The following is a 23262-nucleotide window of genomic DNA, read 5'->3' as shown; positions in this document are numbered from 1 at the left end:
TTGGTCATAAATGATTCCTTTCTAAATAATTCAATCTATTCGACAGTAAATGGATTAGTAGAACTTTGACTGGCTAAAACTTGGACAGTGTTGGCATTTTCTTTAAGAAATTCTTCTAATTTATCGACCATTTGGTCAATAAAAATATGTTCAATATAATGTCCGGCATCAATGGTCATCAAATCTTCTTCATAGGCATCTTGGCCGTCATGGAAGGTAATGTCGCCCGTAATAAAGATATCGGCAGAACTAGCTACAACTTGGTCTAAAAGGCTCATACCAGAACCACCAATTATAGCAATGCTTTGATAACTTTCTTTGGCAGATTGTTCAATGACTGTCACTTGATCTAATTGGAGCTTGGATTTAATATGCTGAATAACCGCTGACCTTGAAAGAGGCTGAGGGAGTAATCCTATTCTGCCTAGTTTGGGTTCCCCCTCTACCGTTAAACCTCCTAATGACTCGATGGATTCTAGGTCTAAGGCTTGAGCTAGCCAATCATTCATGCCACCTGTCGCAATATCACAATTAGTATGCATGGCATAAATATTCAGGTCATGTTTGATTATGGCTTGATACATACGATTAAAGCCTTGGTCAAGGTCAAATCGTTGAATCGGTTTAAATAAGGGCGGGTGGTGAACAATTAGAGTGTCTACCCCCTGTCGAATAGCCTCTTGGACTACACTCGGTCTAACATCCAAGGCGACCATTATTTTTTCTACCTGGTGACCCCGACTGCCAAAGTGCAGACCGATTGGGTCCCAATCTTCTGCCAAGTAAGGCGGAAAGGAATCCTCTAGAAAATCGATCAGCTTCTGTAATTTAATCATCAATAAGTACCTCCTGTATCCGTTCTAATTCCAGTTCTTGAGTTCTAAGTGCTCGTGAATGTTGCTTGCTAGATTCTTGAATTGAATGAATAATTTTCTTAATTTTATTAGCTTCCTTGTGCCACTTAGCTTGGAAGACGCGACTAGTCTTCTGTTTTAATAAAAAGGGACCAAAGAATTTCTCCTCTTCAGAAAGAGGTTTCTGGTGGTCCAGCTTGCGGGAGGAGGCAACGATAATCTCATAGAAGTGCCGACTTTCTTGGATTATAGCTTCATCCACAATGGTATAGCCTTGCTGATCCAACCAGTCTCTCAACTGATATTCAGCCATATTAGGTTGTAGGACCAACAGATGATTGCTAGTAAGGTGATCCACACCCTCCTCCAAAATCTCCTGGATTAATCTTCCACCCATTCCACAAATAGTGACGACATTAATCAGATCATCAGGTTCAACTGCCTGCAAACCACTTGCCAGGCGAACGTCAATTTTGTCTGTGAGTCCATTATTGGCAACCTCTCGACAAGCTGATTGATAGGGGCCTTCAACTACATCCCCTGCTACAGCAAAGTCGATCTTACCCGCCTTCATTAAATTAACCGGTAAATAGGCGTGGTCAGTTCCTATATCTGCTAAGCGGCTAGGTTTTTCACTGAATTCCACGACAAAATCTGCAACTTGTTGCAGTCGTTTAGATAATTTATTACTGTCCATCTACGTTTATACTCCTCTTACAATCAAATAAAAAAGGTATTAGAGACAGCGTCCCTAATACCCTAGCTAAAATTATTCTAGAAAATCCTTTAACTGTTTGGAACGACTTGGGTGTCTTAATTTTCGCAAGGCTTTTGCTTCGATTTGACGGATTCTTTCGCGAGTAACACCAAACACTTTACCTACTTGTTCCAAAGTACGTATATTACCATCATCAAGGCCAAATCTTAACCGTAGTACATTTTCTTCCCGGTCTGTTAAAGTATCCAAGACGTCCTCTAATTGCTCTCTAAGCAATGAGGAAGAAGTAAAGGCTTCTGGGCTCAAAGCTCCCTCATCTTCGATAAAGTCACCTAAATGAGAATCATCTTCTTCTCCGATAGGTGTTTCAAGTGAGACCGGTTCTTGGGCAATTTTAAGAATTTCACGAACTTTTTCTGTTGGAAGGTCCATTTCTGCCCCTATCTCTTCTGGAGTCGGTTCCCGGCCCAAGTCTTGAAGAAGCGTCCGCTGAACTCTAACTAGCTTGTTGATCGTTTCAACCATGTGAACGGGAATTCGAATGGTTCTCGCTTGGTCTGCAATGGCCCGAGTAATAGCTTGACGAATCCACCATGTAGCATACGTAGAGAATTTGAAACCTTTAGTGTAGTCGAATTTTTCAACTGCCTTCATCAAGCCCATATTTCCTTCTTGGATCAAGTCTAAGAAGCTCATTCCGCGTCCAACATAACGCTTAGCAATTGAAACAACTAACCGCAAGTTAGCTTCAGCTAACTCTTGTTTAGCAATCTCATCCCCTGCTTCAATCCTTTTGGCGATTTCTACTTCTTCCTCAGCAGTTAAGAGGTCAACCCGTCCGATTTCTTTTAAGTACATTCTAACCGGATCGTTGACTTTAATTTTAGATTGAGCTGCTTTTGAAGCGGTTGTTTGTTGAGGAGCATCTTCAGCTCTAACCATTTGTTGCTTGGTTGGGCCACCGTCATCCCCGACAACAGCAATCCCTTTATCTTCTACTTGCTGAATTAACTTATCCATACCATCCGCATCCAGCTCATATGGACTGGCAATGGCCTTCGTTAATTCATTGTAATGAATTTGACCCACTGACTGCTTTTCGGCAATTAATTGATCAGTAGCTTGTGCAAGTGTTAGGCTTAATTCCTTTTTTTCTTCTTTATTAGACATCTGTTAGCCTCCCCTATGCTTGATTTTTCTTGTAAGATGCATAATTTCCTGCATAATTTTACGGCTTTGATTGGTATCATAATTAATTTGAGCAAGCTTTAATTTATCTCTGAGATCATCAATTTCTGCCTGGATAAATGCCGTTTGAATCACTTTTAAACAATCATCAATAATTTGATCTTGATAACCCATCAATTCATAGTCCCAAATCAGTGAAGTCAAAAAATTATTGATACTCGTATCTTCTATTTTATCAACAATTCCAGTTAAGGGCAATGGTGATCCTTCATCATAATAGTATTCTTGAAGGGCATAATAAGTCCGCTGAGCCACTTCATGAAAGAGTAAGAGTGGTTCATTTAAAGTTTCCACATAATTCCAAGCTTCCTCATAAAAAATCAGCAGCGACAAAATTTCTTTTTCACTTTGAAAGGCTGCTTTTGATTGGACTTGGATTTCTTTAGTGACTGGAAGCGAGCTGAAATCCATTTCTCCATAGGCAACTGATTGCTCTTCCCTATCTACAGGGCTAGTGGAACTTGATCTAGTCTCTTGAGGCTCATATCTCATCAATAATTCTTCCAGATGATTGATATTTAAATTAAATTCTTGGGCTAGATCTTGTAATCTGAGATCCTGTTCAATCTTAGAAGGTATTTGTTGAATATAAGGTATCAGCGCTTCGATATACTGGGCAATATCAGTTTCTCGCTCTAAGTTATAGTCCCGACTTAACTCCCGTTGAAAGAACTCGTAGGAAGTATCCGCTTGATCGAGTAGGGATTGAAAAGCTAGTTTGCCCCGTCTTTTTATAAATTCATCTGGATCCTGGCCGTTTGGAATGGTCACCGACTTAATTTGTAGGTGACTAATTGCGTTTGCCATCTCAAAAGCTCGCTTGGTCGCCTTAATACCAGCTTCATCCCCATCAAAAATTAAATAAAGATGGGAGCTCAACTTGCTGAGCTGGTCTAGGTGAGATTGAGTTAAACTCGTCCCCATAGTAGCAACCACTTGAGGAAATCCAGCCTGATGTAAGGCAATCACATCCATGTAACCTTCACAAATAATTACTTGATCAGCTTGCCTAATGGCTGGTCTGGCTTGATATAGATTATAGATTAAATAACTCTTATTAAATATTTCTGTTTGTGGACTATTGGTATACTTAGCCTGACTCTGACCGTCGATATCTCGACCCGAAAAGGCTACAATTTGCCCTTTTCGATCCTTAAGCGGAAAAATAATTCGACCTCTAAAACGATCAATCATTTGCCCTCTATCATTTAGATAAAAGATACCACTAGTCAATAATTGATCTTGACTGAAACCTTGCTGAGTCAAATACTCCGCTAAAACTTCCGAGTTTTGGGGTGCATAGCCCAATTCAAAAGCTTCTAGACTATCTCGTTCAAGATCTCTCCTTGCTAAATAGTCTAAACCCGGCTGACCGTTTTTAGAATTCATTAGATAATAGTGGTAGAATTCTGCGGTCTTCTTGTGAATATCATACAAATCTTGATGTTTTCTTTGTTGAGTTGACGAACTGGATAGGTAAGTCGGATCCAAGGGAACATTAGCAATTTCAGCTACTTTCGCTACGGCTTGAGGAAAGTCGATCCCTTCAATTTCTTGTATAAAACCAAAGACATTACCCCCTCGACCACAAGAAAAACACTTATAAATTTGCTTGGGTTGAGAAACGGAGAAGGAGGGGTTATTATCTTCATGAAAAGGGCAAGAAGCCATATAGTTACTTCCCCGGCGAGTTAATTGTACATATTGTCCAATCACATCAACTATCTCAGCTTGCTCTCGAACTTGATTAATGACTTCTTGAGGAATAAAGGCCATCTACTGCCACTCCTTTAATCTAGATAAAATCTTCAATTAAATCCCATAGATCTTCCTGGCCGTATCCAGTCTGGCTTGAAAATGGAAAAACCGTATCCACCGTTGGAAGATTCAATGCCTTCTTATAGATAGAAAACTGTTTGTTCCAGGCTGAAGGCTTTATCTTATCCATCTTAGTAATGACTATCGCAAATGGAATACCGGAATCTTCGGCAAATTGATACATCTGCTTGTCTAACTCAGTTGGCTCATGTCGACCGTCCATTAATAATAATAGTAATTCTAGATTTTCTCGCTGGTCAAGATATTGATTAATCATTTGGGACCATTTGGCGCGAGCCGTCTTGGCCACTCTGGCATAGCCGTAACCAGGCACATCAACGAATCGAAAGGTGTCATTAATCCGGTAAAAATTCAAGGTCTGAGTCTTACCAGGCTGACCGGATGTCCGAGCGAGTCCATTTCTTTGAATCATTTTGTTTATAAAGGATGACTTCCCGACATTGGATCGGCCGGCTAGGGCAATCTCCGGCAAGGAATCCATCGGGTACTGGTCTGGATAAACGGCACTTATCTCAAGTTCAGCACTGTGTACATGCATTAGATCACCCCTTACAAAGTCATGGCTTGACCGTCTTGGTCATAATATTCAGGAGCTGAATCTCCTTCGACACTTTCGGGTGTGATAACTACTTTAGCCACCTGTTGGTTGCCAGGAACAACAAACATCACATCCACCATTACTTGTTCAATGATGGAACGAAGGCCACGGGCACCTGTTTCTCTTTCAATCGCCTTGTGAGCAATCAAGGCCAGGGCCTCTTCTTGAAACTCCAAGTCAACACCTTCCAAGCTAAGCATTTTTTCATATTGCTTAACTAGGGCATTTTTGGGCTCTGTTAGAATACTAACTAGATCTTCTTCAGTTAAAGTTTCTAGAGCTGTAATAACCGGTACACGACCGATAAATTCCGGAATCAAGCCGAATTTCAAGAGGTCTTCAGGTGTGATTTGCTGCATCAAGGACTTCTCATCATCTTGTTTGTCATTATTTTGACCAAAACCAATCACAGTGGAACCTAAACGTTGCTTGACAATATTTTCAATACCGGCAAAGGCTCCCCCAATAATAAACAAGATTTGACTCGTATCGACTTTAATAAAGTCCTGACCCGGATGCTTCCGTCCCCCTTTTGGAGGGATATTAGCTTCAGTGCCTTCTAGTATCTTTAATAGGGCTTGTTGGACACCTTCACCACTTACATCGCGAGTAATTGATACATTTTCACTTTTACGTGCGATTTTATCAATCTCATCAATATAGATGATCCCTCTTTCGGCCCGCTCAACGTCGTAATCGGCAGCCTGTACAAGCTTAACAAGAATATTTTCAACATCCTCGCCCACATAGCCTGCTTCAGTTAAAGTTGTTGCATCAGCGATCGCAAAGGGTACATTGAGAATTCGAGCCAGGGATTGTGCTAGGTAGGTCTTACCTGACCCCGTTGGACCTATTAAGGCTATATTTGATTTTTGTAGTTCAACATCATCTTCATCTAGATTTTCGTTTTGCATAATTCTTTGATAATGATTATAGACCGCTACTGACAGAGTCTTCTTAGCCTCTTCTTGACCGATCACATAATCATCTAATACCGCAACAATTTCTTTGGGAGTCAAGATATTGATCGGCTCAAAATTTTGAGTAACCTTTAACTCTTCATCAATGATGGCCTTGCATAAATCGACACACTCATCACAAATGAATACATCTGGTCCTGCAATAATCTTATTAACCTCATCTTGAGATTTCCCGCAAAAGGAACAGTAATATTCTTGGTTTTTCACCATACTATGCCCGTCCTCCTAACATTATGATCTAATAGTGAAAAAAGAAATGCACAGCCCCTTTTAACTATAGTGACTCTGCATTCCCTCTATTGATTCTATATTGGTAGTTTACTACTCAGCTTGAGCGCTATCAATAATTAAGCTCATTGCTTTCTTCATCTTAACATCAGAATCTACCATATCATTAGTTACAAATCCTTGGACTTGACTAACTTCCATTCCGTATTGGTTGGCTAGATTTTGAATCTCTTCTTCTCTTTCACTATCAGAAACTTCAATATTTTCATCTTTAACAATTTGTTCCAAGACTAAATTTGTCTTAGTTCTTAATTCAGCTTCCTCAGCAAATTGGTCATGCAAGTCTGCTTCTGAGGTACCCGTAATTTGATAGTATAATTCTGGATTGATACCTTGACGGCTTAGATTATTTAAGAAGTAGTCCATTTGACGGTGAATTTCTTCATGAACCATTGATTCAGGAACGCCACCTTCAACTTCAGCATTTTCTACTGCTTGACGGAGGATTGCATCTTCGAAAGCATCCTTAGCCACTGATTCTTTTTGCTCCTCTAATTGAACACGAATCTTGTTGGTTAACTCGTCTAAGCTTTCCACTTCGTCATCTAAGTCCTTGGCTAATTCATCATCCAATTCAGGAAGTTCTTTTGCTTTAACTTCGTGGACTTTAACTGCAAAGACAGCATCTTTTCCAGCTAAGTCTTCAGCGTGGTACTCTTCAGGGAAAGTAACCTTAACGTCAACTTCAGCGCCTGGTTCAGCACCAATTAATTGATCCTCAAAGCCTGGAATAAATGATCCAGAACCTAGTTCTAATGAATGGTTATCAGCTTTACCGCCTTCAAATGGTACTCCATCTACTGATCCTTCATAGTCGATAACGACAGTATCGCCTTCTTGGGCCGCTTCGTCTTTAACAACTAGTTCAGCTAAACTATTACGACGAGATTCAAGAACCTCTTGAACTTCTTCATCTGACACTTCAACAGCTTCCTTAGTCGCTGTTAGGCCTTTATAGTCTCCTAATTTAACAGATGGCTTGGTAGTTACTTCTGCCTTGATAACCCAGTTTTGACCCTTTTCCATTGATTCCACATCAATCGCTGGTTGAGAGACAACTTCAATACCTGCTTCTTCAACAGCTTTTTGATAAGCATCTGGTAAAAGAGCATTTAAAGCATCTTCGTAGAGCGCTTCTTCACCATAAACATTATTAAAGATTTGGCGAGGTACTTTTCCTTTACGGAAGCCGGGTACTTGAATAGATTTTTTTACACGATTATAGGCTGTATCTAAGCCTTTTTTAATGTCTTCAGCTGGGATTTCAAAAGTAAGTGTCCCTTGGTTCGCTGATGTTTCTGAATAATTTACTGTCATTTACTTAACCTCCAACAATTGTATTAATAACATACCTAGTTATTATAACGGTTTTCACTCTGATTGTAAACACTTATAAACTGCCACTTGACTCCTCTCATATTATGAGAAAGTAGCAAGAACGCTAAAATAAGTGAAATCGTTGATTTCAATAATTATTCATTCACTTTTAACAAGTATCGGTTATAATAATAAAATAGGAGGGATTTCATGCTTAATTATCCAAGCGGTCAAAATCCAGCACGATTAAATAAGCAACTAGGCAAGCAGGCATGGACCAGTCGCTCCAAAAAGAGTCAGACGAATTATGGTAGCCGGGGCGCCAGCTTTGAAGCGCGTCTTAACGATAGCAATGAATATTATCTCAAACAAAAGCTTGCCGTTATCCATAAGAAACCGACCCCTATCCAAGTGGTTAAGGTTGACTATCCCAAGAGAAGTGCTGCTAAAATCACTGAAGCTTACTACCGTCACGCTTCAACCACTGACTATAATGGTGTTTATCAAGGGAAGTATATTGACTTTGAAGCCAAGGAAACTAAGAATAAGACTAGTTTCCCTCTGTCCAACATCAAGGAACATCAATTAACCCATATGTTAGCTTGTCAAGAACAAGGTGGGATTGCTTTCTTCTTGATTTCCTTTAGAAGTCATCGGCGGGTTTATTTATTACCACTTAATGCTATTATTGATTTTATCCATAATGAGGAACAAAAAAGCATCCCTTATTCCTATATTTGTGACCATGGCTTCGAATGTCCTTGCCCAGGCCTTCCAGCCATTGATTATTTAAAAGCTCTCGACCAATATATGTATCGAGATTGAAAGGAGCCCTACCTTATATGATTACTGGAAGTCGCGTCGAGCGTCAAAAATACCAAAAGAATAATCAACCACGCCAACTATTAAAGTGGTTATTAACGATCATTATCTCATTATTCTTTCTAGGGGTTATCGGAGGTGCAGCTGTCTTTGGTTACTTTGCAGCCAGGTCACCCGAATTGACCACACTTGATCTTCAATCTCAGGTGACTAGTAAGATTTATGACCAATCGGGGGAATTAATAAAGGAACTCGGTAACCAACGTAGCGAACCGATGGAAGAAGGAGAAATTCCTGATAATCTCAGAAATGCTGTCTTAGCAATTGAAGATGCCCGTTTTTATGATCATAACGGTGTGGATCCGATCCGGATTTTAGGAGCTTTAATTGCAAATTTACGGGCCGGACAGATTGCCCAAGGTGGCTCTACAATTACTCAGCAGTTAGTTAAGCTCTCTGTCTTTTCGACAGATTTCCAAGATCAAACCTTAGAGCGTAAGTCCCAAGAAGCGTGGTTAGCCTTACAATTAGAACAAGAATTAGACAAGGACCAAATCTTGACTTACTACTTGAATAAACTCTTTTATTCGAATAATGTTTATGGCGCAAAAGCTGCTGCCGAAACATTTTTCGGTAAGGATATTCAAGATGTTACGATTGCTGAAGCTGCTCTCCTTGCTGGGATTCCACAAGCACCTAGCCAGTATGATCCTTATGCTTATCCTGAAGAAGCGCAAGCTAGAAGAGATCTCGTCTTAGATGTTATGCTTGAACGCCAACTCATTACTGAAAGCGAGCACCATGAAGCTGTCCAGATACCAGTCGAAGAGATGCTTGTCCCATTAACGGAATCAACGATTACTGAGACGGATTTAGTGATTGATGCTTACTTGGATGTCGTCGCCAAAGAAGTGCAAGAGAAGTTAAATATCAATATTTACACCGATGGGGTAGAAGTCTTTACCAATATGGATTTCCAAGCTCAGAAGAAATTGTTTGATTTAGTTAATAACAGTCAGCAAATTGAATTTCCCAATAACCAAATGCAGGTAGCTTCATCGGTAATTGATGTTGATTCCGGCGATTTAGTGGCAGTGATTGGGGGTCGTAAGCAGGAAATTTTTATGGGACTCAACCGAGCAGCCACCTTAAATCGAAGTGTTGGCTCCACGATCAAACCCCTATCTGCTTATGGGCCGGCTATTGAATATCTAGATAAGTCGACTGGATCCTTAGTCATTGATGAAGCCTATGAATACAGCGATGGTAGCGAAATTTACAATTATGATTTTGAATATCTAGGTAACCAGACTTACCGTGAAGCCTTATCAGGATCCAGAAACATTCCTGCTCTTAAAGTTCTACAAGAGGTAGGTTTAGATAATGCTTATGCCTTTTTACAGAAAATGGATATAACCATTTTGAACGACAACCAGCGCGAATTGGTGGAATCCAATGCTATTGGTGGAGAAATGACCCCGATTCAATTATCAGCTGCCTATGCTACCCTTTCGAACTATGGTCATTACCGCCAACCAAGAGCGGTAAACAAAGTGATTACAGCCAGTGGGACTGAAGAAATCTTTGATCAAGTAGAACGTCAGGCAATGAAGGACTCAACAGCCTACATGCTAACCGATATATTAAAAGAAGTTCCTGGAAACTTTGCGAGTAAGGCCGAAATTGATGGCCTCTATCAAGCTGGAAAAACTGGAACAACCAATTATACTAAGGAACAATTGGCGGTTCATGGGCTTGGTGAAGGAGATTATGCCGCACCTGATGGTTGGTATGCTGGCTACACTCTAGCTTACGCCATGGCTACTTGGGTTGGTTATGATAACCCGATGGAAGCTGGAAATTATTTGAGTCTTGAAGAAACTCGTCTCCCACAAGAAATTTACAGAGAAATGATGGTCTATCTTATGAGAGATCTGCCGAACAGGGATTGGACCAAGCCTGATAGTGTCCGTCAAGTTGAAATCCAAAAGTACACTGATCCTATCAAGCTAACTAGTCCACAAACACCAGCTAAGCTAATCTCTCAAGAATTATTTATCAAGGGAACCGAACCCAAAGAAAGAGCCAATGGATCGGAGACAAGCGACAAATTTACCGCTCAATTTGATCCAGCCAGTCAATCCATCTTGGCTACTTGGGCACAAGATAATCGGGATGATAAATATGAGCTCTCTTTAAACGGAACCATTATTTATACAGGAACGGGTAATTATATTCAAATTCCAGTGAATTCATCCGGAAGCTATGCCCTCCAACTAAGAGTCATTCGTGACGGAAGAACACGAGAGATGAGAAATGTTACTCTAGCAGTCGATCTCTCCTACCGGATCCCTACTAATCCAACCGTACCCGAATCTGAAAGCATTGAAGAAACGAGCAGTGTGGATGAAAGTCAAACTAGTGTTGATAGCTCAGCTGGCGGAGAAAATCTAAGCCCAACCCCCCCTGCTACGCAGACCGGTGAGTCAACTCCGGCAACCGAGACAACACCTGAAGGCTTTGATCCCAATCGTCAAGCTCTAAACGGGGATACCCTCACCCCGCCTCCTGGCGAGTAAATATTTACTACATTTGATGATCACTTGTTCATCCCAAGCCTCCATTCAAGATGGAGGCTTTTTATTAGTTTTTGATTAGTTTTTATCTCAGTAAATTCATGTTTATTATTATTTTTTCATTAATTTGATATATTTCCCTTTATTCTATTTACAAACTCTTCAAAAATTAGTAGAGTTTAGGTATTACTCACTGAAAGGAAGATTAATTTGAATCAAAAAAAAGGTTTAGGACTAGTTCCTAAACTCTTAATAGGCATTATACTCGGTATTTTTGTTGGACAGCTCAATTTTTTACCCGCATTTATTTTGGAAATATTTGTCACTTTTTCTAGCTTATTTGCAAGTTTTCTAAACTTTATTATTCCATTGATGATCATTGCCTTTGTCGTTAAAGGAATTGCTGAATTGTCAGATGGGGCCGGAGCTCTTTTAGGGGTCACAGCGATTACCTCATATATTTCAACTTTAATCGCTGGTTGCTTTGCTTACGCAGTTGCAACCAACCTCTTCCCCCACTTTATCTCTTCTGAACTAGTCAGTCAGATAACTTCTGCAAAAGAAGGCATTAAACCCCTGTTCTCCCTACCTTTAGAGCCAATGATCGATGTGACTTCAGCCATTGTATTTGCTTTTGTTATGGGACTTGGTATTTCTTGGTTACTTGGTCAAGGTAGAGGACAAGCTCTGTTTGAGATTTTTGAAGACTTTGAGCAAATTATTATCGCTGTCTTGAACACAGCAATTATTCCTCTACTTCCCGTTTATATTTTTGGTAATTTCGCCAACCTTTCCTACACAGGTGAAGTATTCGCTATCTTATCTGTGTTTTGGAAGGTTTTCTTAGTAGTTATTTGCCTCCATTTAATATATATTGGTCTAATGTTTTTAGTTTTCGGTCTTTATGCTGGCAAGAACCCTTGGACATTAATCAAAAATCAAGTTCCCGGCTATATGACAGCGGTTGGAACCCAATCTTCTGCTGCCACGATCCCAGTTAATGTCTCAGTAGCTGAGAAGAATGGTGTCTCAGAACAAATCAGAAACTTTGTTGTTCCCCTATGTGCGACCATCCACTTAGCTGGTTCAATGATCACGATCACTTCATGTGCAACAGCGATCTTGTTAATGTATGATATGCCCCACCCTTTTAGCATGATTTTAAGCTTTATTTTAATGCTTGGAATTGCTATGGTTGCAGCCCCCGGAGCACCAGGTGGTGCGATCATGTCTGCCTTACCATTTCTACCAATGGTTGGAATTGTAGCTGAAAGCATGCAGCAACTTATGATTTCACTTTACATTACCCAAGATAGTTTTGGAACAGCAGCCAATATCTCTGGTGATAATGCTATTGCCCTTTTTGTTGATAAGGTCTACCATCAATACATCGCCAAAAACAAAGCTTAATTATTTTAGAACAACCCCATTTCACTTTTGTGAAATGAGGTTGTTTTTTACTTATTGATTTGAAAATTTCGGGATCACTTGCTTAGCAATGGCCGAACCGACGATAATAGTTTGATAGAGTGGTTCTGGGTCTTGGCCAGTTCTTAGTAAAGAGCGCAGGATAACCTCACCGTCTCCAGCTAGAAATAAATTATAGTAACCAGTGGTCGCTTCATTTAAGCGGTTTATTTCTTGTAAGATATCCAACTCCTTGGACCGATCTTTTACATAATGAATTTGGCGGTAGATAATTTGCGCGTCACAGTATTGTGTGTCAGATTCCTGAACAATAACTTCAACTACCACATGACGGTCCTCAGCAATTTTGTAGGTCATCCGGTATAAGTGATGGCCGTCTTCAATTGTTTGATAGTTATAGGGAACTCCTTTTTCTTTCAGCAATTTTTCAAAGTTTTTATTTATTGACATGCTTTCACCTCATTCAATATTTTACCACCTTGAGTATAACATGAATGATCCCCTAATTAAAAACGATTAATAAATGCTGACTGTTACTAGATAAATACAAATAAAAAAAACTCCCTCACTAAGAGGGAGTTGAAGATTCTTAGAATCTTTGTAATTCTTTGATACGTGCAGCACGTCCGTGACGATCACGGATGTAGTATAATTTAGCGCGACGTACTTTACCACGACGAATAACTTCAAGCTTAGCAACACGTGGTGAATGCACAGGGAATGTACGTTCAACACCTACACCGTTAGAAATTTTACGAACAGTATAAGTTTCACTAATTCCATGTCCACGACGTTTGATAACTAAACCTTCGAAGATTTGAACACGTTCACGTTCACCTTCAACGATCAAGGCGTGAACACGTACATTATCACCGGCACGAAATTCTGGAATATCATCACGTAATTGTGCTGATGAAATCTTTTCGATTAATGGATTAATACTCATATTTTTTCTCCTTCCGATAGACATTCATAATAACACAGTTACCAGCGGAATATCTCTGCTTGTGGATGACTCCACTCGTACTATTATACAAGAATTCAAGACTTTGTAAAGGATAAATTTCCTTATTTATCTTTTTCTTCTTGAATAATTTCTTCTAGCAATTGTTTTTGATCGGCTTTAAGCTTCTTATTTGCTAAGAGATCCGGTCGATTTAAATAGGTTCTTCTTAGACTTTCTTTTTGGCGCCATTGATCAATCAAGGCGTGATTGCCCGATAGTAAAGTCTCCGGCACCTCTAGGCCCCGATAACTGCGAGGGCGCGTAAATTGAGGATGCTCTAGAAGGCCTGCCTGGTGTGATTCTTCAATGATGGACTCCTCATTACCAACCACTTGAGGAAGTAAGCGAACCGTGGCATCAATCATCACCATCGTCGCTAGTTCCCCATTGGTCAAAACATAATCCCCCAATGAGACTTCATCAGTAATGAATTGGCGCACTCGGTGGTCAAACCCTTCGTAATGACCGCAAATAAAAACTAAATGGTCATCCTGGGACCATTTTTGAGCGGTAGCTTGATCAAATCGCTGACCAGCTGGGTCCAACAAAATAATTCGGGTCTGATCATCCATAGCTATCGTTTCCAAAGTTTCCACAATTGGCTCCACGCGAAGCAACATACCAGCACCCCCACCGTAGGGATAGTCATCGACATGGCCATGCTTATTGACGGCCTTGTCTCTAAAGTTATGTAGGTTTAACTTTAAGTGTCCTTCATTTTGAGCCAGCTTCATAATTGAGTGATTCATCGGCTCAAACATCTCTGGAAATAAGGTCAGGACATCAATTTTCATCATCTATCAAACCTTCCATTAGCTCAACTTGAACCTTACCAACTTCAAGGTCTACATCCTTAATAACATCATCAATAAATGGTAGTAAAATGTCTTTGCGTCCAGGCTTATGACTTTTAACTACCCAGACATCATTAGATCCTAACTCGAGGATGTCTTTAATAGTACCTAATAATTCTTCCTCATCCGTATAGACCTTTAATCCAATGATTTGATGGTAATAATAATCCCCTTCAGCCAGTTCTTCCTGTTGATCTGAATCAATGGTCAAATAGCCACCCTTATAGGATTCTACTTGATTGATATTATCAATTTCTTGAAAACTGATAATATAATGACCTTTATTGGCTCTGGCTTGTTCAACTGTCAGCTTCTGATCAGGAAGCCCGTCTTTAATCAAATAGACACTTGCTCCCGGTTCAAACCGTTGCTCTGGAAAGTCGGTATCTGCTAATAATCTTAGTTCTCCACGAATTCCGAAGGTATTGACAACTCTAGCTATCCGAATATGATTCATGATTAACTCCTTCACTAATTACAATAAAAAAAGCCAGAACCGAAGTCCTGGACTTATAGCTACTTTGCATCATTAACGATGATTCTAGACCGCTTTTGTCCTCGAGGACGAATACTATATACAATGGTTCTAATGGCTCGAATAACGCGCCCTTTGCGACCAATGACTCGTCCGATATCTTCAGGATTGAGGTCTAGATGATACTCCATAAACTCGTCTCCTTCAACAGACTGAATATTAAAGTCATCAGGAAACTCAATGAGTGGAAGAACCATTTCCGTAATTAAAGCTTTAATGTCTGGCATGAAATCACCCTTTTAAATAATCCTAAAATTATTTATTATACTTAGCTTCGTGATGTTTTTGCATAATTCCTTGGCTAGAGAATAGATTACGAACAGTATCAGATGGTTGAGCTCCTTGGCCTAACCATTTAAGAGCTAATTCTTCATCGATCACTAACTCTTTAGGTTCAGCGATTGGGTTATATGTTCCCACTTGCTCGATAATTGTACCATCACGTGGTGCACGTGCATCTGCTACTACAATACGGTAGAAAGGACGCTTCTTAGCGCCTGAACGTTTCATACGAATTTTAACTGCCATTAAGGCACCTCCAAATATTTATTATTTTTGATTACAGTTACGTATATTAACAGATAAAATTTAGTCTGTAAAGGTTTTTTCCTTTACAGTTAATGAAAAAAACAAGAAAACGTTTTCTTAAATTTCTTCTTGTCGCATCAATTGGATATAACCTTGTTGCTTTCCCCATCTAAGACTCCAGCAGACGCCTCCTACTAGTCCACCTAACAAGGCAAAGACTAGCCAGGCAAAATTGGATTCAATGAAAGGAAGACGGCTCAAATAAGTAGTCAATAACTGATCCTTAGGTAAAAACTGATACACAGCTTGAAAGCAAGTAAAAATAAAAGTGGAGACCACGGCCCCTTTACAGACGCCGTCATTAATGAGGTAAGGGCCCCATAAACCCATGATCGTTATCAGTATCCCTAAAGGATAAGCTAAAGCGAATAAGGGACTACTAAAATGAATGATTGCCTCAACCCCGATAGATCCTTGAATCACACAAAATATACAAGCCAATAGAACAATTCTTTGATATTTGACTTTGTGATCTAAAAGCTCAACCGTAAAATCACAAACTGATGTTAGTAGTCCCGTAGCAGTGGTCAGACAAGCCAAAGTGACAGCTAATGACAAGCCAAACTGACCATATTTACCTAGTAATTGATTAACTAACAAACTTAGTAATTGGGTGCGTTCAATATCAGGAGGATAAATGGTTGAAGCAGTGGCACCTATATATAGAAGGCCCCCATAGATAACCATTAACAAGATCGTTGCAATCATGGATGCTTGATAAGTTAAGCGAAGACCCGCTTTAGGCGTGTATCCTTTTTGCTGAATGGTTTGAATCATGATACTTGAAAATAAAAGACCAGTGATCAAATCGCCCATTTGATACCCTTCAACAAAGCCCCATTGGAAAGGATAATCCACAGGTTGGTACATCATCTGGTCGGAAATGGGCTGACTTACACCCTTGACCAAAATAATACCGACAATAATAATCAGCACCGGGGTTAAAATACCTCCGATTTTATCAACAACTCCCTGTTTATCGACCGTTAAGAAAAAGACGATCGTAAAAAAGATAATCAAAGTTAGCCAAGTAGGCACTTGAGGCCATAAGAAGCGCACCCCCACCTCATGGGTAGTCGCCCCGGTTCTTGGGATCAATATCAAAAGAGCAATAAGATACATAGTTAAACCATTAAACCATTTATAAAAATTTGGATGAATAGCTTGAGTAACCCGTTTGATGGATCCCCCGCCTTTTACAATTGCTACCATTGATAATATGCAAATAATGATGCCTGTAATAAACAGACCTAAACTCGTCCATAACCACTGGTCACCAACTTGGACTCCCATATAAGGAGGAAAAACTAAATTGCCAGCACCGAAGAAAGTTGCAAATAGCGTGAATCCGACTACGACTGTATCCTTCCACCTGGGCGATTTAAGCATAATTAGGCCTCTTTTCTTTTTCTTTTATTATAGCGCTTACATTACTATAGGGTCAATTTTGTGAAAGAGATCTTTATCTTTTCCAAGCAAATAGGCGTACAAATGCTAGGATTAGTAGTATAATATAGTCCAAATTATTTGTAGCCTGCAACTACAAAGGAGGAAATTAAATTGTCTAAAGAATATCGTGTCTTATTATTTTATAAGTACCAAACCATTGAAAATCCTGAACAGTTTGCTAAAGAACATCTAGCTTTCTGTAAAAACATTGGCCTTAAGGGGCGTGTTCTAGTTGGTGAAGAAGGAATTAATGGAACAGTATCTGGTACCATTAAACAAACCGACCAATATATGGATTATGTCCATCAATTACCAGGATTTGAAGATGTTTGGTTCAAAATTGATGAAGCGGATGATTATGCCCACAAGAAAATGTTTGTGCGTCCACGTGAAGAAATTGTTTCCTTGGATCTGGAGGAAGATTTAGATCCGCTAGAAATTACTGGTGATTATCTTAAACCAAGTCAATTCCGTGAAGCCCTATTAGACGAAGAAACGATTGTCTTGGATACGCGAAACGATTATGAATATGACCTCGGTCACTTCCAAGGAGCAATCCGCCCTGATATTCGTAATTTCCGCGAATTACCTCAATGGGTAATTGACAACAAGGAACAATTTATGGACAAGAAGGTCGTCGTCTATTGTACCGGGGGAATTCGTTGCGAGAAATTCTCAGGTTGGATGGTACGCGAAGGAATTGGTAAGCAAGTGGGACAGCTTGAAGGTGGTATCGACACCTATGGCAAGGATCCTGAAGTTCAAGGAGATCTATGGGAAGGACAGATGTATGTCTTTGATGAACGAATTTCTGTGCCCATTAATCATGTAAATCCAACTGTCATAGCTAAAGATCATTTCGACGGCCAGCCATGCGAGCGTTATGTTAACTGTGCGAACCCAGAATGCAACAAACAAATTTTTGCTTCAGAAGAAAATGAGGCAAAATATTTACGTGGTTGTAGCCCAGAATGTCGTAGACATCCGCGAAATCGCTATGTGGCAGAACATCATCTAACAAAAGGCGAATGGGAACAACGTCTAAATAAGATTGGCGAATCCTTAAAGGATAGCCAGCCTGCATAATTTTAACCCCCAAGAGCTTATAAAATGGCTCTTGGGGGTTAAAAATTTGATATTTATTTTAGTCCTTACTTGTCAAGTAAACTTGAAACCTTCACTGATTCCATCGAGTTGACAACTTGGTCACAAACAGTATCCAAATGCTGACTAGGGTATGCAGGATTAGCAAAGCCGATACAGTACATGTCAGCAGCCTTAGCTGCTTGGGCTCCATTTAAGCCATCTTCAAATACCAAGCAGTCCTTAGCTTCCACTCCCAGCTCTTGAGCGGCCTTCAAAAAAACATCAGGTGCTGGTTTTCCCTCAGCCACATCTTCGGCTGAGACAAGGACGTCAAAACAATCTGCCACACCTAAAAATGCAACCACTTCTTTGATTAATTTCATTGAAGAACCAGATGCAACAGCTAATTTACAACCTGCCTGGTCTAATTGCTTGATCAGTTCCACTGTGCCTTGGATAGGATCCCAGCCGTCACGGTCAATCTTTTCTTGGTAATAATCTAGCGATTGATCATGTAGAGTTTGAACTTCTTGGTCTAATCCAAATTCATCCACAATCGCTTGCCAGGTCTGCCAATGCGTCTTACCTGTGTGTTGATAATGGTAATTAGGATCATGGTCTACCTCAGCTTCAGTTAAGGTTCGGTGGTTGGCGTAAGTAAATACAGCCTCAGAGTCGATCATTACCCCATCCATATCAAAAATAACAGCTTTCACCATTTCGCTCCTTCATCCTTAAATATAAACATAAATTGAAACAAACATACAGATAGCAGCAAACAAGACAAACCAATGCCAAATCACATGAAAATAGGCATACCGGTCATCTTGACTATAGAAGTAAGCACCCAAACTATAAAGAATCCCCCCACTAACCAACCAACATAGCCCTGGGAGCGCAAAAGACTCAATCAAAGGTTTGATGGTAAAAATAACCATCCAGCCCATCAACAAGTAAAGACGAGTTGAATACTTCTTCATCCAAGACCATTGACTAAGTTTAGCAATACAGCCCAAGATGGCCATGGCCCATTGAGCAAGCAATAAAAGCCAACCCGCAGCCCCCCCTACTACTAGTAAGGCAAAGGGCGTATAAGTTCCCGCAATCAATAAATAAATACTTAAATGATCAATCATTTGAAAAATCGGTCCCACAGCAGTTAAAGATAAGCTATGGTAGAGCATCGAATGGAAAAATAATAAGCTCATGGAAATGCCGTAGACTAAATAAGCAAGCAGATCCACTAACTGACCACTAGCTAGTCCCTTCCTTATCAATAAATACAAGGCAAGCAAGGAAAGACAAAAACCGATCCCATGACTCACAGCATTAAAAACTTCCTGACTTACTTGATAGACTTTAGAAGATAATATTGTGGGATTTGAAAAAACTGTCCGTTCTGATTTTGCTGACACATTACCAGCCCCCAATCCTTAAAACTTACAGTCATTATAGCACATTAAAGGAGAACGCCTTAATTAAATCCCCTATAACCACCTATCTCAATTCATGAACCTGATTAAGACACGCACAAATTAAGCGCTTGATGCTTGAATTGGTTTGATTTTTTATAAATTCAGCCTCAACTATATCATAGATATTAATATTAATACCGTTATCTAAGCAAGAATTAAACAAGTGGTCATCCACCATGTCAGTGGGGACAGTGATATCAGATACACCAAATCGAAAGGCATATTCACCAATATTAGGGATCATTTCCTTAAAGGTTAAGCTGGTCACTAAATCAGGATAGTAAGCTAGACAAGTTGCTATGGATCGATGATTAGAACTAGCTAAAATACTTCGATCAAGAACTTGAAATTGCTTTAATAATTCAAGAACTTTTGACTCTAATCCTTTGTAATGAACGAAATCATTTTTTAGTTCAATATAAAAAACAAGGTTAGTAGCACTAAACTCCTCTAGGAACTCTTCTAAAGTCAATAGATTAATTTTTTCGTCTATTGTATAGGAGCCGGTAAAACTATACTGTCTTAATTCCATTAAAGTTAAGTCCTGAATCCAACCTTGACCATTGGATGTTCGGTGAATTTGTTCATCACGGTGAATCACGGGATAGCCATCAGCCGTCAAATGCAATTCAAATGCTAGACCATCAGCATGATAGTCAAGTGCGGCTTGAAAGGCCGGCAAAGTATTTTCAGGGTATAATTGACTAATACCCCGTTGTGCAATTAATTGAACCATCTGGGAACTCCCTTCCATCTTAGAATGTAATCTCTTACACCCATTGTATCGAATGAATGTAAATTTAATGTTGATGGAAGGTAAAGTTAATGTAAAGATTTTATTTTATGCTCATTTTAAATGAAAAAATTAGTTAACCGCTTGTCGAATGCAATTGAAAATGATAGGATAAATAATAATGATTACTATTTAAGGAGTTTGCCAATGAATACTGATATTGAAAAAATGAGTCGCTTATTTAAAGTTTTAAGTGAACCCAACCGATTAAAGATCTTATTTATCTTGAAAGAGTCTGAAAAAAGTGTCACCCAAATATGCCAAGAAGTTGAAATGGAGCAATCTGCTGTCTCACACCAATTGCGTATTTTAAGGGAAGCCCGTCTAGTAAAATCCAATCGACAAGGCAAATTGAACATCTATCAATTAGATGACGACCATGTCTTCTCTGTTCTCAAGCTTGTCCATACCCATATTTTAGAGGAAGAATAGCCATTCTTTACAATTCTATCTAGCTGAATTACAATATAAAAGACTAAACAATTAGATAGGATAATAATTATGAAGTATGCCCCCCATTTTAGCCCAGTAACTGCCACTTGGATTAAGTTGATTGCGATGATCACGATGTTGATTGATCATACGGCAGCCATTGTCCTCTTGCCAATTCTACAAGATTCCCAAGCATTCCCTTTTTCAGCTACGACTATTGAAAATCTAGACTGGATTTATTATTGGATGCGGATGATTGGGCGAATAGCCTTTCCTCTATATGCTTTTCAAATTGTGGAAGGAAGCTTAAAGACTTCTAACCAGAAAGCCTACTTGCAAAGGCTCCTTCTGTTTTCGCTGGTCGCTGAGATTCCATTTGATCTAGCCTTTCACCATTCAATCTTTAGCCTATCGGGTCAGAATGTAATGTTTACCTTACTGTTTGGCGCTTTAGCTATATTTGCTTACCAATATCATTTCAAATCTTCTTATGGGTGGTTGAATTATGTCCTCCCTCTCGTTCTTATCGGCTTAGCAGAATTTATGCAAACGGACTACGGGGGTAAGGGAGTTGCATTTATAATCATTTTATACAATCTATACCGCCTTCTGCCTCGATGGTTGCCGGTTATTGCTGGAACTTTATTCTATCTTATCTACAATCAATGGACTGCCTGGTTGGCCTTTCTTTTTATGGCTCTATACAATGGCCAACGAGGACTTCTTAGAGGCCGATGGGTCTATTTCTTCTACCCCCTGCACCTAGTCATCCTCGTAGCAATCAGGGCTTTAATCTAATTTTTTCGACAAGCTGGGACTAATCTTTTAGCCCAGCTTGTGTTATACTATAAAAAAATTAAAAATAGGTGAAAAAATGATTTACAAAAGTACACGAAATCCTAACAATACATTAACTGCTTCTCAAGCTATCCTGCAAGGTCTATCCCAGGATGGAGGACTCTTTGTTCCTAGTGACATTCCTCGACTAACTAATAATTGGCAAGAGCTCGCCAACTATTCTTACCAAGAGATGGCTTTCTATGTCCTTAAAGAATTCCTTACCGATTTCAGTGAAGATGAACTACGAGCTTGTATTCAAGCTGCTTATGATGAAAAGTTTGACACACCCATTATTGCTCCACTAGTAAAAGTCGGTACAAACTATCATTTAGAACTATTTCACGGGCCAACCATCGCTTTTAAGGATATGGCTTTAACCATACTTCCCTACCTGATGAAGACCGCTGCTAAAATCAATCACAACGAATCCAAGATCGTGATTTTAACCGCAACATCAGGTGATACTGGAAAGGCTGCCATGGCAGGTTTTGCGGATGTTGAAGGTACAGAGATTATCGTCTTCTATCCTAAAGAAGGGGTCTCATCAATCCAAGAACGTCAAATGTTGACTCAAGAAGGTCAAAACACACACGTGGTTGCTATCCACGGAAACTTTGATGATGCCCAGAGCAAGGTTAAAGAATTGTTTAATGACCCAGTCCTACGTGAGCAACTAGCTGATCATCAACTGCAATTTTCATCAGCAAACTCCATGAATATTGGGCGCTTGTTCCCACAAGTTGTCTATTATTACTATGCTTATGCGCAATTAATAAAAGCTGGTACAATTCAAGCAGGTGAAGAGGTCAACTTCTCTGTTCCGACTGGAAACTTTGGTAATATCCTAGCTGGCTACTATGCTCAACAAACAGGCTTACCTATCGGCCAACTCATCTGTGCATCTAACGATAATACGGTCTTATACGATTTCTTCCAAACTGGAACCTACGACCGTAACCGACCTTTTGAATTAACGATTTCACCTTCAATGGATATCCTAGTTTCAAGTAATTTAGAACGTCTTATTTATCACGCCGTAGGAGAAGACAGTAAGATTCTCAGTTCACTCATGAACCAGTTGCAAGAAGAGGGCCACTATCATTTAGAATCAAACTATCAAGTTCAACTTCATGATTTTCTAGCTGAGTTTGCCAGCCAAGGAGAGACCCTTCAAGAAATAAAAGAAGTTTATGAAGAATCTGATTACATCATGGATCCTCATACAGCCGTTGCATCTAAAGCATGGCGAAAACTTCAAGATCGAGAAGAAGTTGAAGCGAACCCGACTATTATTATTTCTACAGCCAGTCCCTTTAAATTCCCTGAGGCCATTCTAGATGCCTTAACGGTCGACAGAAGTAGTCTAAGTGATAAAGACATTCTGGAAAAAGTTAGCCAATTAACAGGTCTGGACTACCCGCCAGCTGTTGAACATCTATTAGAAGCACCTATTCTTCATAACAGACTGGTGGATGTTGCTTCAATGAAGGATGAAGTCTTAGATATCTTGAACTTAAATAAAGGAAAGTAAAAGAA

Annotated in this window: 24 protein-coding genes; 7 read left to right on the top strand and 17 right to left on the bottom strand. The window is 39.7% G+C overall.

Annotated features, from left to right (window positions below; genetic code table 11):
- Positions 1-35: 35 nt before the first annotated feature.
- From T408_RS0105535 to tig, 7 genes are all read right to left on the bottom strand, one after another.
- Positions 36-836 (bottom strand): Nif3-like dinuclear metal center hexameric protein, encoded by an 801-nt coding sequence (locus tag T408_RS0105535; protein WP_051444814.1) that lies wholly within the window; start codon positions 834-836, stop codon positions 36-38.
- Positions 829-1551 carry a tRNA (adenine(22)-N(1))-methyltransferase gene (locus T408_RS0105530; RefSeq protein WP_028119070.1) on the bottom strand — a complete coding sequence of 241 codons (723 nt, stop codon included), beginning with the start codon at positions 1549-1551 and terminating at the stop codon, positions 829-831. Before T408_RS0105530 ends, T408_RS0105535 begins: the two co-directional genes overlap by 8 nt.
- 72 nt (positions 1552-1623) lie before the next feature.
- Positions 1624-2742 (bottom strand): RNA polymerase sigma factor RpoD, encoded by a 1119-nt coding sequence (gene rpoD / locus T408_RS0105525; RefSeq protein WP_028119069.1) that lies wholly within the window; start codon positions 2740-2742, stop codon positions 1624-1626.
- A gap of 3 nt (positions 2743-2745) precedes the next feature.
- Entirely contained in the window at positions 2746-4596 is a 1851-nt protein-coding gene (dnaG, locus tag T408_RS0105520; protein ID WP_028119068.1) for a DNA primase, read from the bottom strand.
- Positions 4597-4615: 19 nt separating this feature from the next.
- A complete protein-coding gene (gene yihA, locus T408_RS0105515; protein WP_028119067.1) occupies positions 4616-5197 on the bottom strand; it encodes a ribosome biogenesis GTP-binding protein YihA/YsxC in 582 nt (193 codons plus the stop codon).
- Positions 5198-5208: 11 nt separating this feature from the next.
- On the bottom strand, positions 5209-6447 hold the full coding sequence (gene clpX / locus T408_RS0105510; RefSeq protein WP_028119066.1) for an ATP-dependent Clp protease ATP-binding subunit ClpX: 1239 nt from the start codon (positions 6445-6447) through the stop codon (positions 5209-5211).
- 111 nt (positions 6448-6558) lie between these two features.
- Positions 6559-7842 carry a trigger factor gene (tig, locus tag T408_RS0105505; RefSeq protein WP_028119065.1) on the bottom strand — a complete coding sequence of 428 codons (1284 nt, stop codon included), beginning with the start codon at positions 7840-7842 and terminating at the stop codon, positions 6559-6561.
- 210 nt (positions 7843-8052) lie between these two features.
- On the opposite strand from tig, the gene recU reads away from it, so the two are divergent.
- The 3 genes from recU to T408_RS0105490 all read left to right on the top strand — a co-directional run bounded on the left by recU (position 8053) and on the right by T408_RS0105490 (position 12650).
- Positions 8053-8667: a Holliday junction resolvase RecU gene (gene recU, locus T408_RS0105500; protein ID WP_028119064.1), complete on the top strand. Its 615-nt coding sequence runs from the start codon at positions 8053-8055 to the stop codon at positions 8665-8667.
- A 17-nt stretch (positions 8668-8684) separates the two neighbouring features.
- Positions 8685-11243, top strand: coding sequence for a transglycosylase domain-containing protein (locus T408_RS10995; protein WP_084543938.1), 2559 nt, complete (start codon positions 8685-8687; stop codon positions 11241-11243).
- 207 nt (positions 11244-11450) lie between these two features.
- The gene (locus T408_RS0105490; protein ID WP_028119063.1) at positions 11451-12650 is read left to right on the top strand and encodes a dicarboxylate/amino acid:cation symporter; all 1200 of its coding nucleotides are present in this window, start codon (positions 11451-11453) and stop codon (positions 12648-12650) included.
- A 51-nt stretch (positions 12651-12701) separates the two neighbouring features.
- On the opposite strand, the gene T408_RS0105485 is transcribed toward T408_RS0105490, so the two are convergent.
- The 7 genes from T408_RS0105485 to T408_RS10990 form a co-directional block, all read right to left on the bottom strand.
- Positions 12702-13118, bottom strand: coding sequence for a hypothetical protein (locus T408_RS0105485; RefSeq protein WP_028119062.1), 417 nt, complete (start codon positions 13116-13118; stop codon positions 12702-12704).
- 139 nt (positions 13119-13257) lie between these two features.
- Complete coding sequence (gene rplS / locus T408_RS0105480; RefSeq protein WP_028119061.1) at positions 13258-13614, bottom strand: 50S ribosomal protein L19; 357 nt, start codon at positions 13612-13614, stop codon at positions 13258-13260.
- A 122-nt stretch (positions 13615-13736) separates the two neighbouring features.
- On the bottom strand, positions 13737-14468 hold the full coding sequence (gene trmD, locus T408_RS0105475; protein WP_028119060.1) for a tRNA (guanosine(37)-N1)-methyltransferase TrmD: 732 nt from the start codon (positions 14466-14468) through the stop codon (positions 13737-13739).
- On the bottom strand, positions 14458-14985 hold the full coding sequence (gene rimM, locus T408_RS0105470) for a ribosome maturation factor RimM (protein WP_028119059.1): 528 nt from the start codon (positions 14983-14985) through the stop codon (positions 14458-14460). Before rimM ends, trmD begins: the two co-directional genes overlap by 11 nt.
- A gap of 59 nt (positions 14986-15044) precedes the next feature.
- Positions 15045-15290, bottom strand: a complete 246-nt coding sequence (locus T408_RS0105465; protein ID WP_028119058.1) for a KH domain-containing protein — start codon at positions 15288-15290, stop codon at positions 15045-15047.
- A gap of 28 nt (positions 15291-15318) precedes the next feature.
- Positions 15319-15591, bottom strand: coding sequence for a 30S ribosomal protein S16 (gene rpsP / locus T408_RS0105460; protein WP_028119057.1), 273 nt, complete (start codon positions 15589-15591; stop codon positions 15319-15321).
- A gap of 117 nt (positions 15592-15708) precedes the next feature.
- Positions 15709-17040 carry a branched-chain amino acid transport system II carrier protein gene (locus T408_RS10990; protein ID WP_051444813.1) on the bottom strand — a complete coding sequence of 444 codons (1332 nt, stop codon included), beginning with the start codon at positions 17038-17040 and terminating at the stop codon, positions 15709-15711.
- Between the two features lie 171 nt (positions 17041-17211).
- On the opposite strand from T408_RS10990, the gene trhO reads away from it, so the two are divergent.
- Positions 17212-18186, top strand: a complete 975-nt coding sequence (gene trhO, locus T408_RS0105450) for an oxygen-dependent tRNA uridine(34) hydroxylase TrhO (RefSeq protein ID WP_028119056.1) — start codon at positions 17212-17214, stop codon at positions 18184-18186.
- A gap of 65 nt (positions 18187-18251) precedes the next feature.
- On the opposite strand, the gene T408_RS0105445 is transcribed toward trhO, so the two are convergent.
- The 3 genes from T408_RS0105445 to T408_RS11740 all read right to left on the bottom strand — a co-directional run bounded on the left by T408_RS0105445 (position 18252) and on the right by T408_RS11740 (position 20397).
- Positions 18252-18902, bottom strand: a complete 651-nt coding sequence (locus T408_RS0105445) for an HAD family hydrolase (RefSeq protein WP_051444812.1) — start codon at positions 18900-18902, stop codon at positions 18252-18254.
- Between the two features lie 18 nt (positions 18903-18920).
- A complete protein-coding gene (gene trhA, locus T408_RS0105440) occupies positions 18921-19601 on the bottom strand; it encodes a PAQR family membrane homeostasis protein TrhA (protein ID WP_051444811.1) in 681 nt (226 codons plus the stop codon).
- Positions 19602-19683: 82 nt separating this feature from the next.
- Positions 19684-20397 (bottom strand): glycerophosphodiester phosphodiesterase family protein, encoded by a 714-nt coding sequence (locus T408_RS11740; RefSeq protein ID WP_169730303.1) that lies wholly within the window; start codon positions 20395-20397, stop codon positions 19684-19686.
- Between the two features lie 204 nt (positions 20398-20601).
- On the opposite strand from T408_RS11740, the gene T408_RS0105430 reads away from it, so the two are divergent.
- From T408_RS0105430 to thrC, 3 genes are all read left to right on the top strand, one after another.
- Positions 20602-20886, top strand: a complete 285-nt coding sequence (locus tag T408_RS0105430; RefSeq protein WP_035420212.1) for an ArsR/SmtB family transcription factor — start codon at positions 20602-20604, stop codon at positions 20884-20886.
- Between the two features lie 69 nt (positions 20887-20955).
- A complete protein-coding gene (locus T408_RS0105425) occupies positions 20956-21684 on the top strand; it encodes a TraX family protein (RefSeq protein ID WP_035420209.1) in 729 nt (242 codons plus the stop codon).
- Positions 21685-21760: 76 nt separating this feature from the next.
- A complete protein-coding gene (gene thrC, locus T408_RS0105420; protein ID WP_028119051.1) occupies positions 21761-23257 on the top strand; it encodes a threonine synthase in 1497 nt (498 codons plus the stop codon).
- Positions 23258-23262: the final 5 nt, after the last annotated feature.

It is taken from the genome of Hutsoniella sourekii ATCC 700629 (assembly GCF_000518205.1).
Lineage (GTDB): Bacteria > Bacillota > Bacilli > Lactobacillales > Aerococcaceae > Hutsoniella > Hutsoniella sourekii.
Note: the sequence above shows the minus strand (reverse complement) of the source record. Positions and strands in the feature narration are given on the sequence as shown.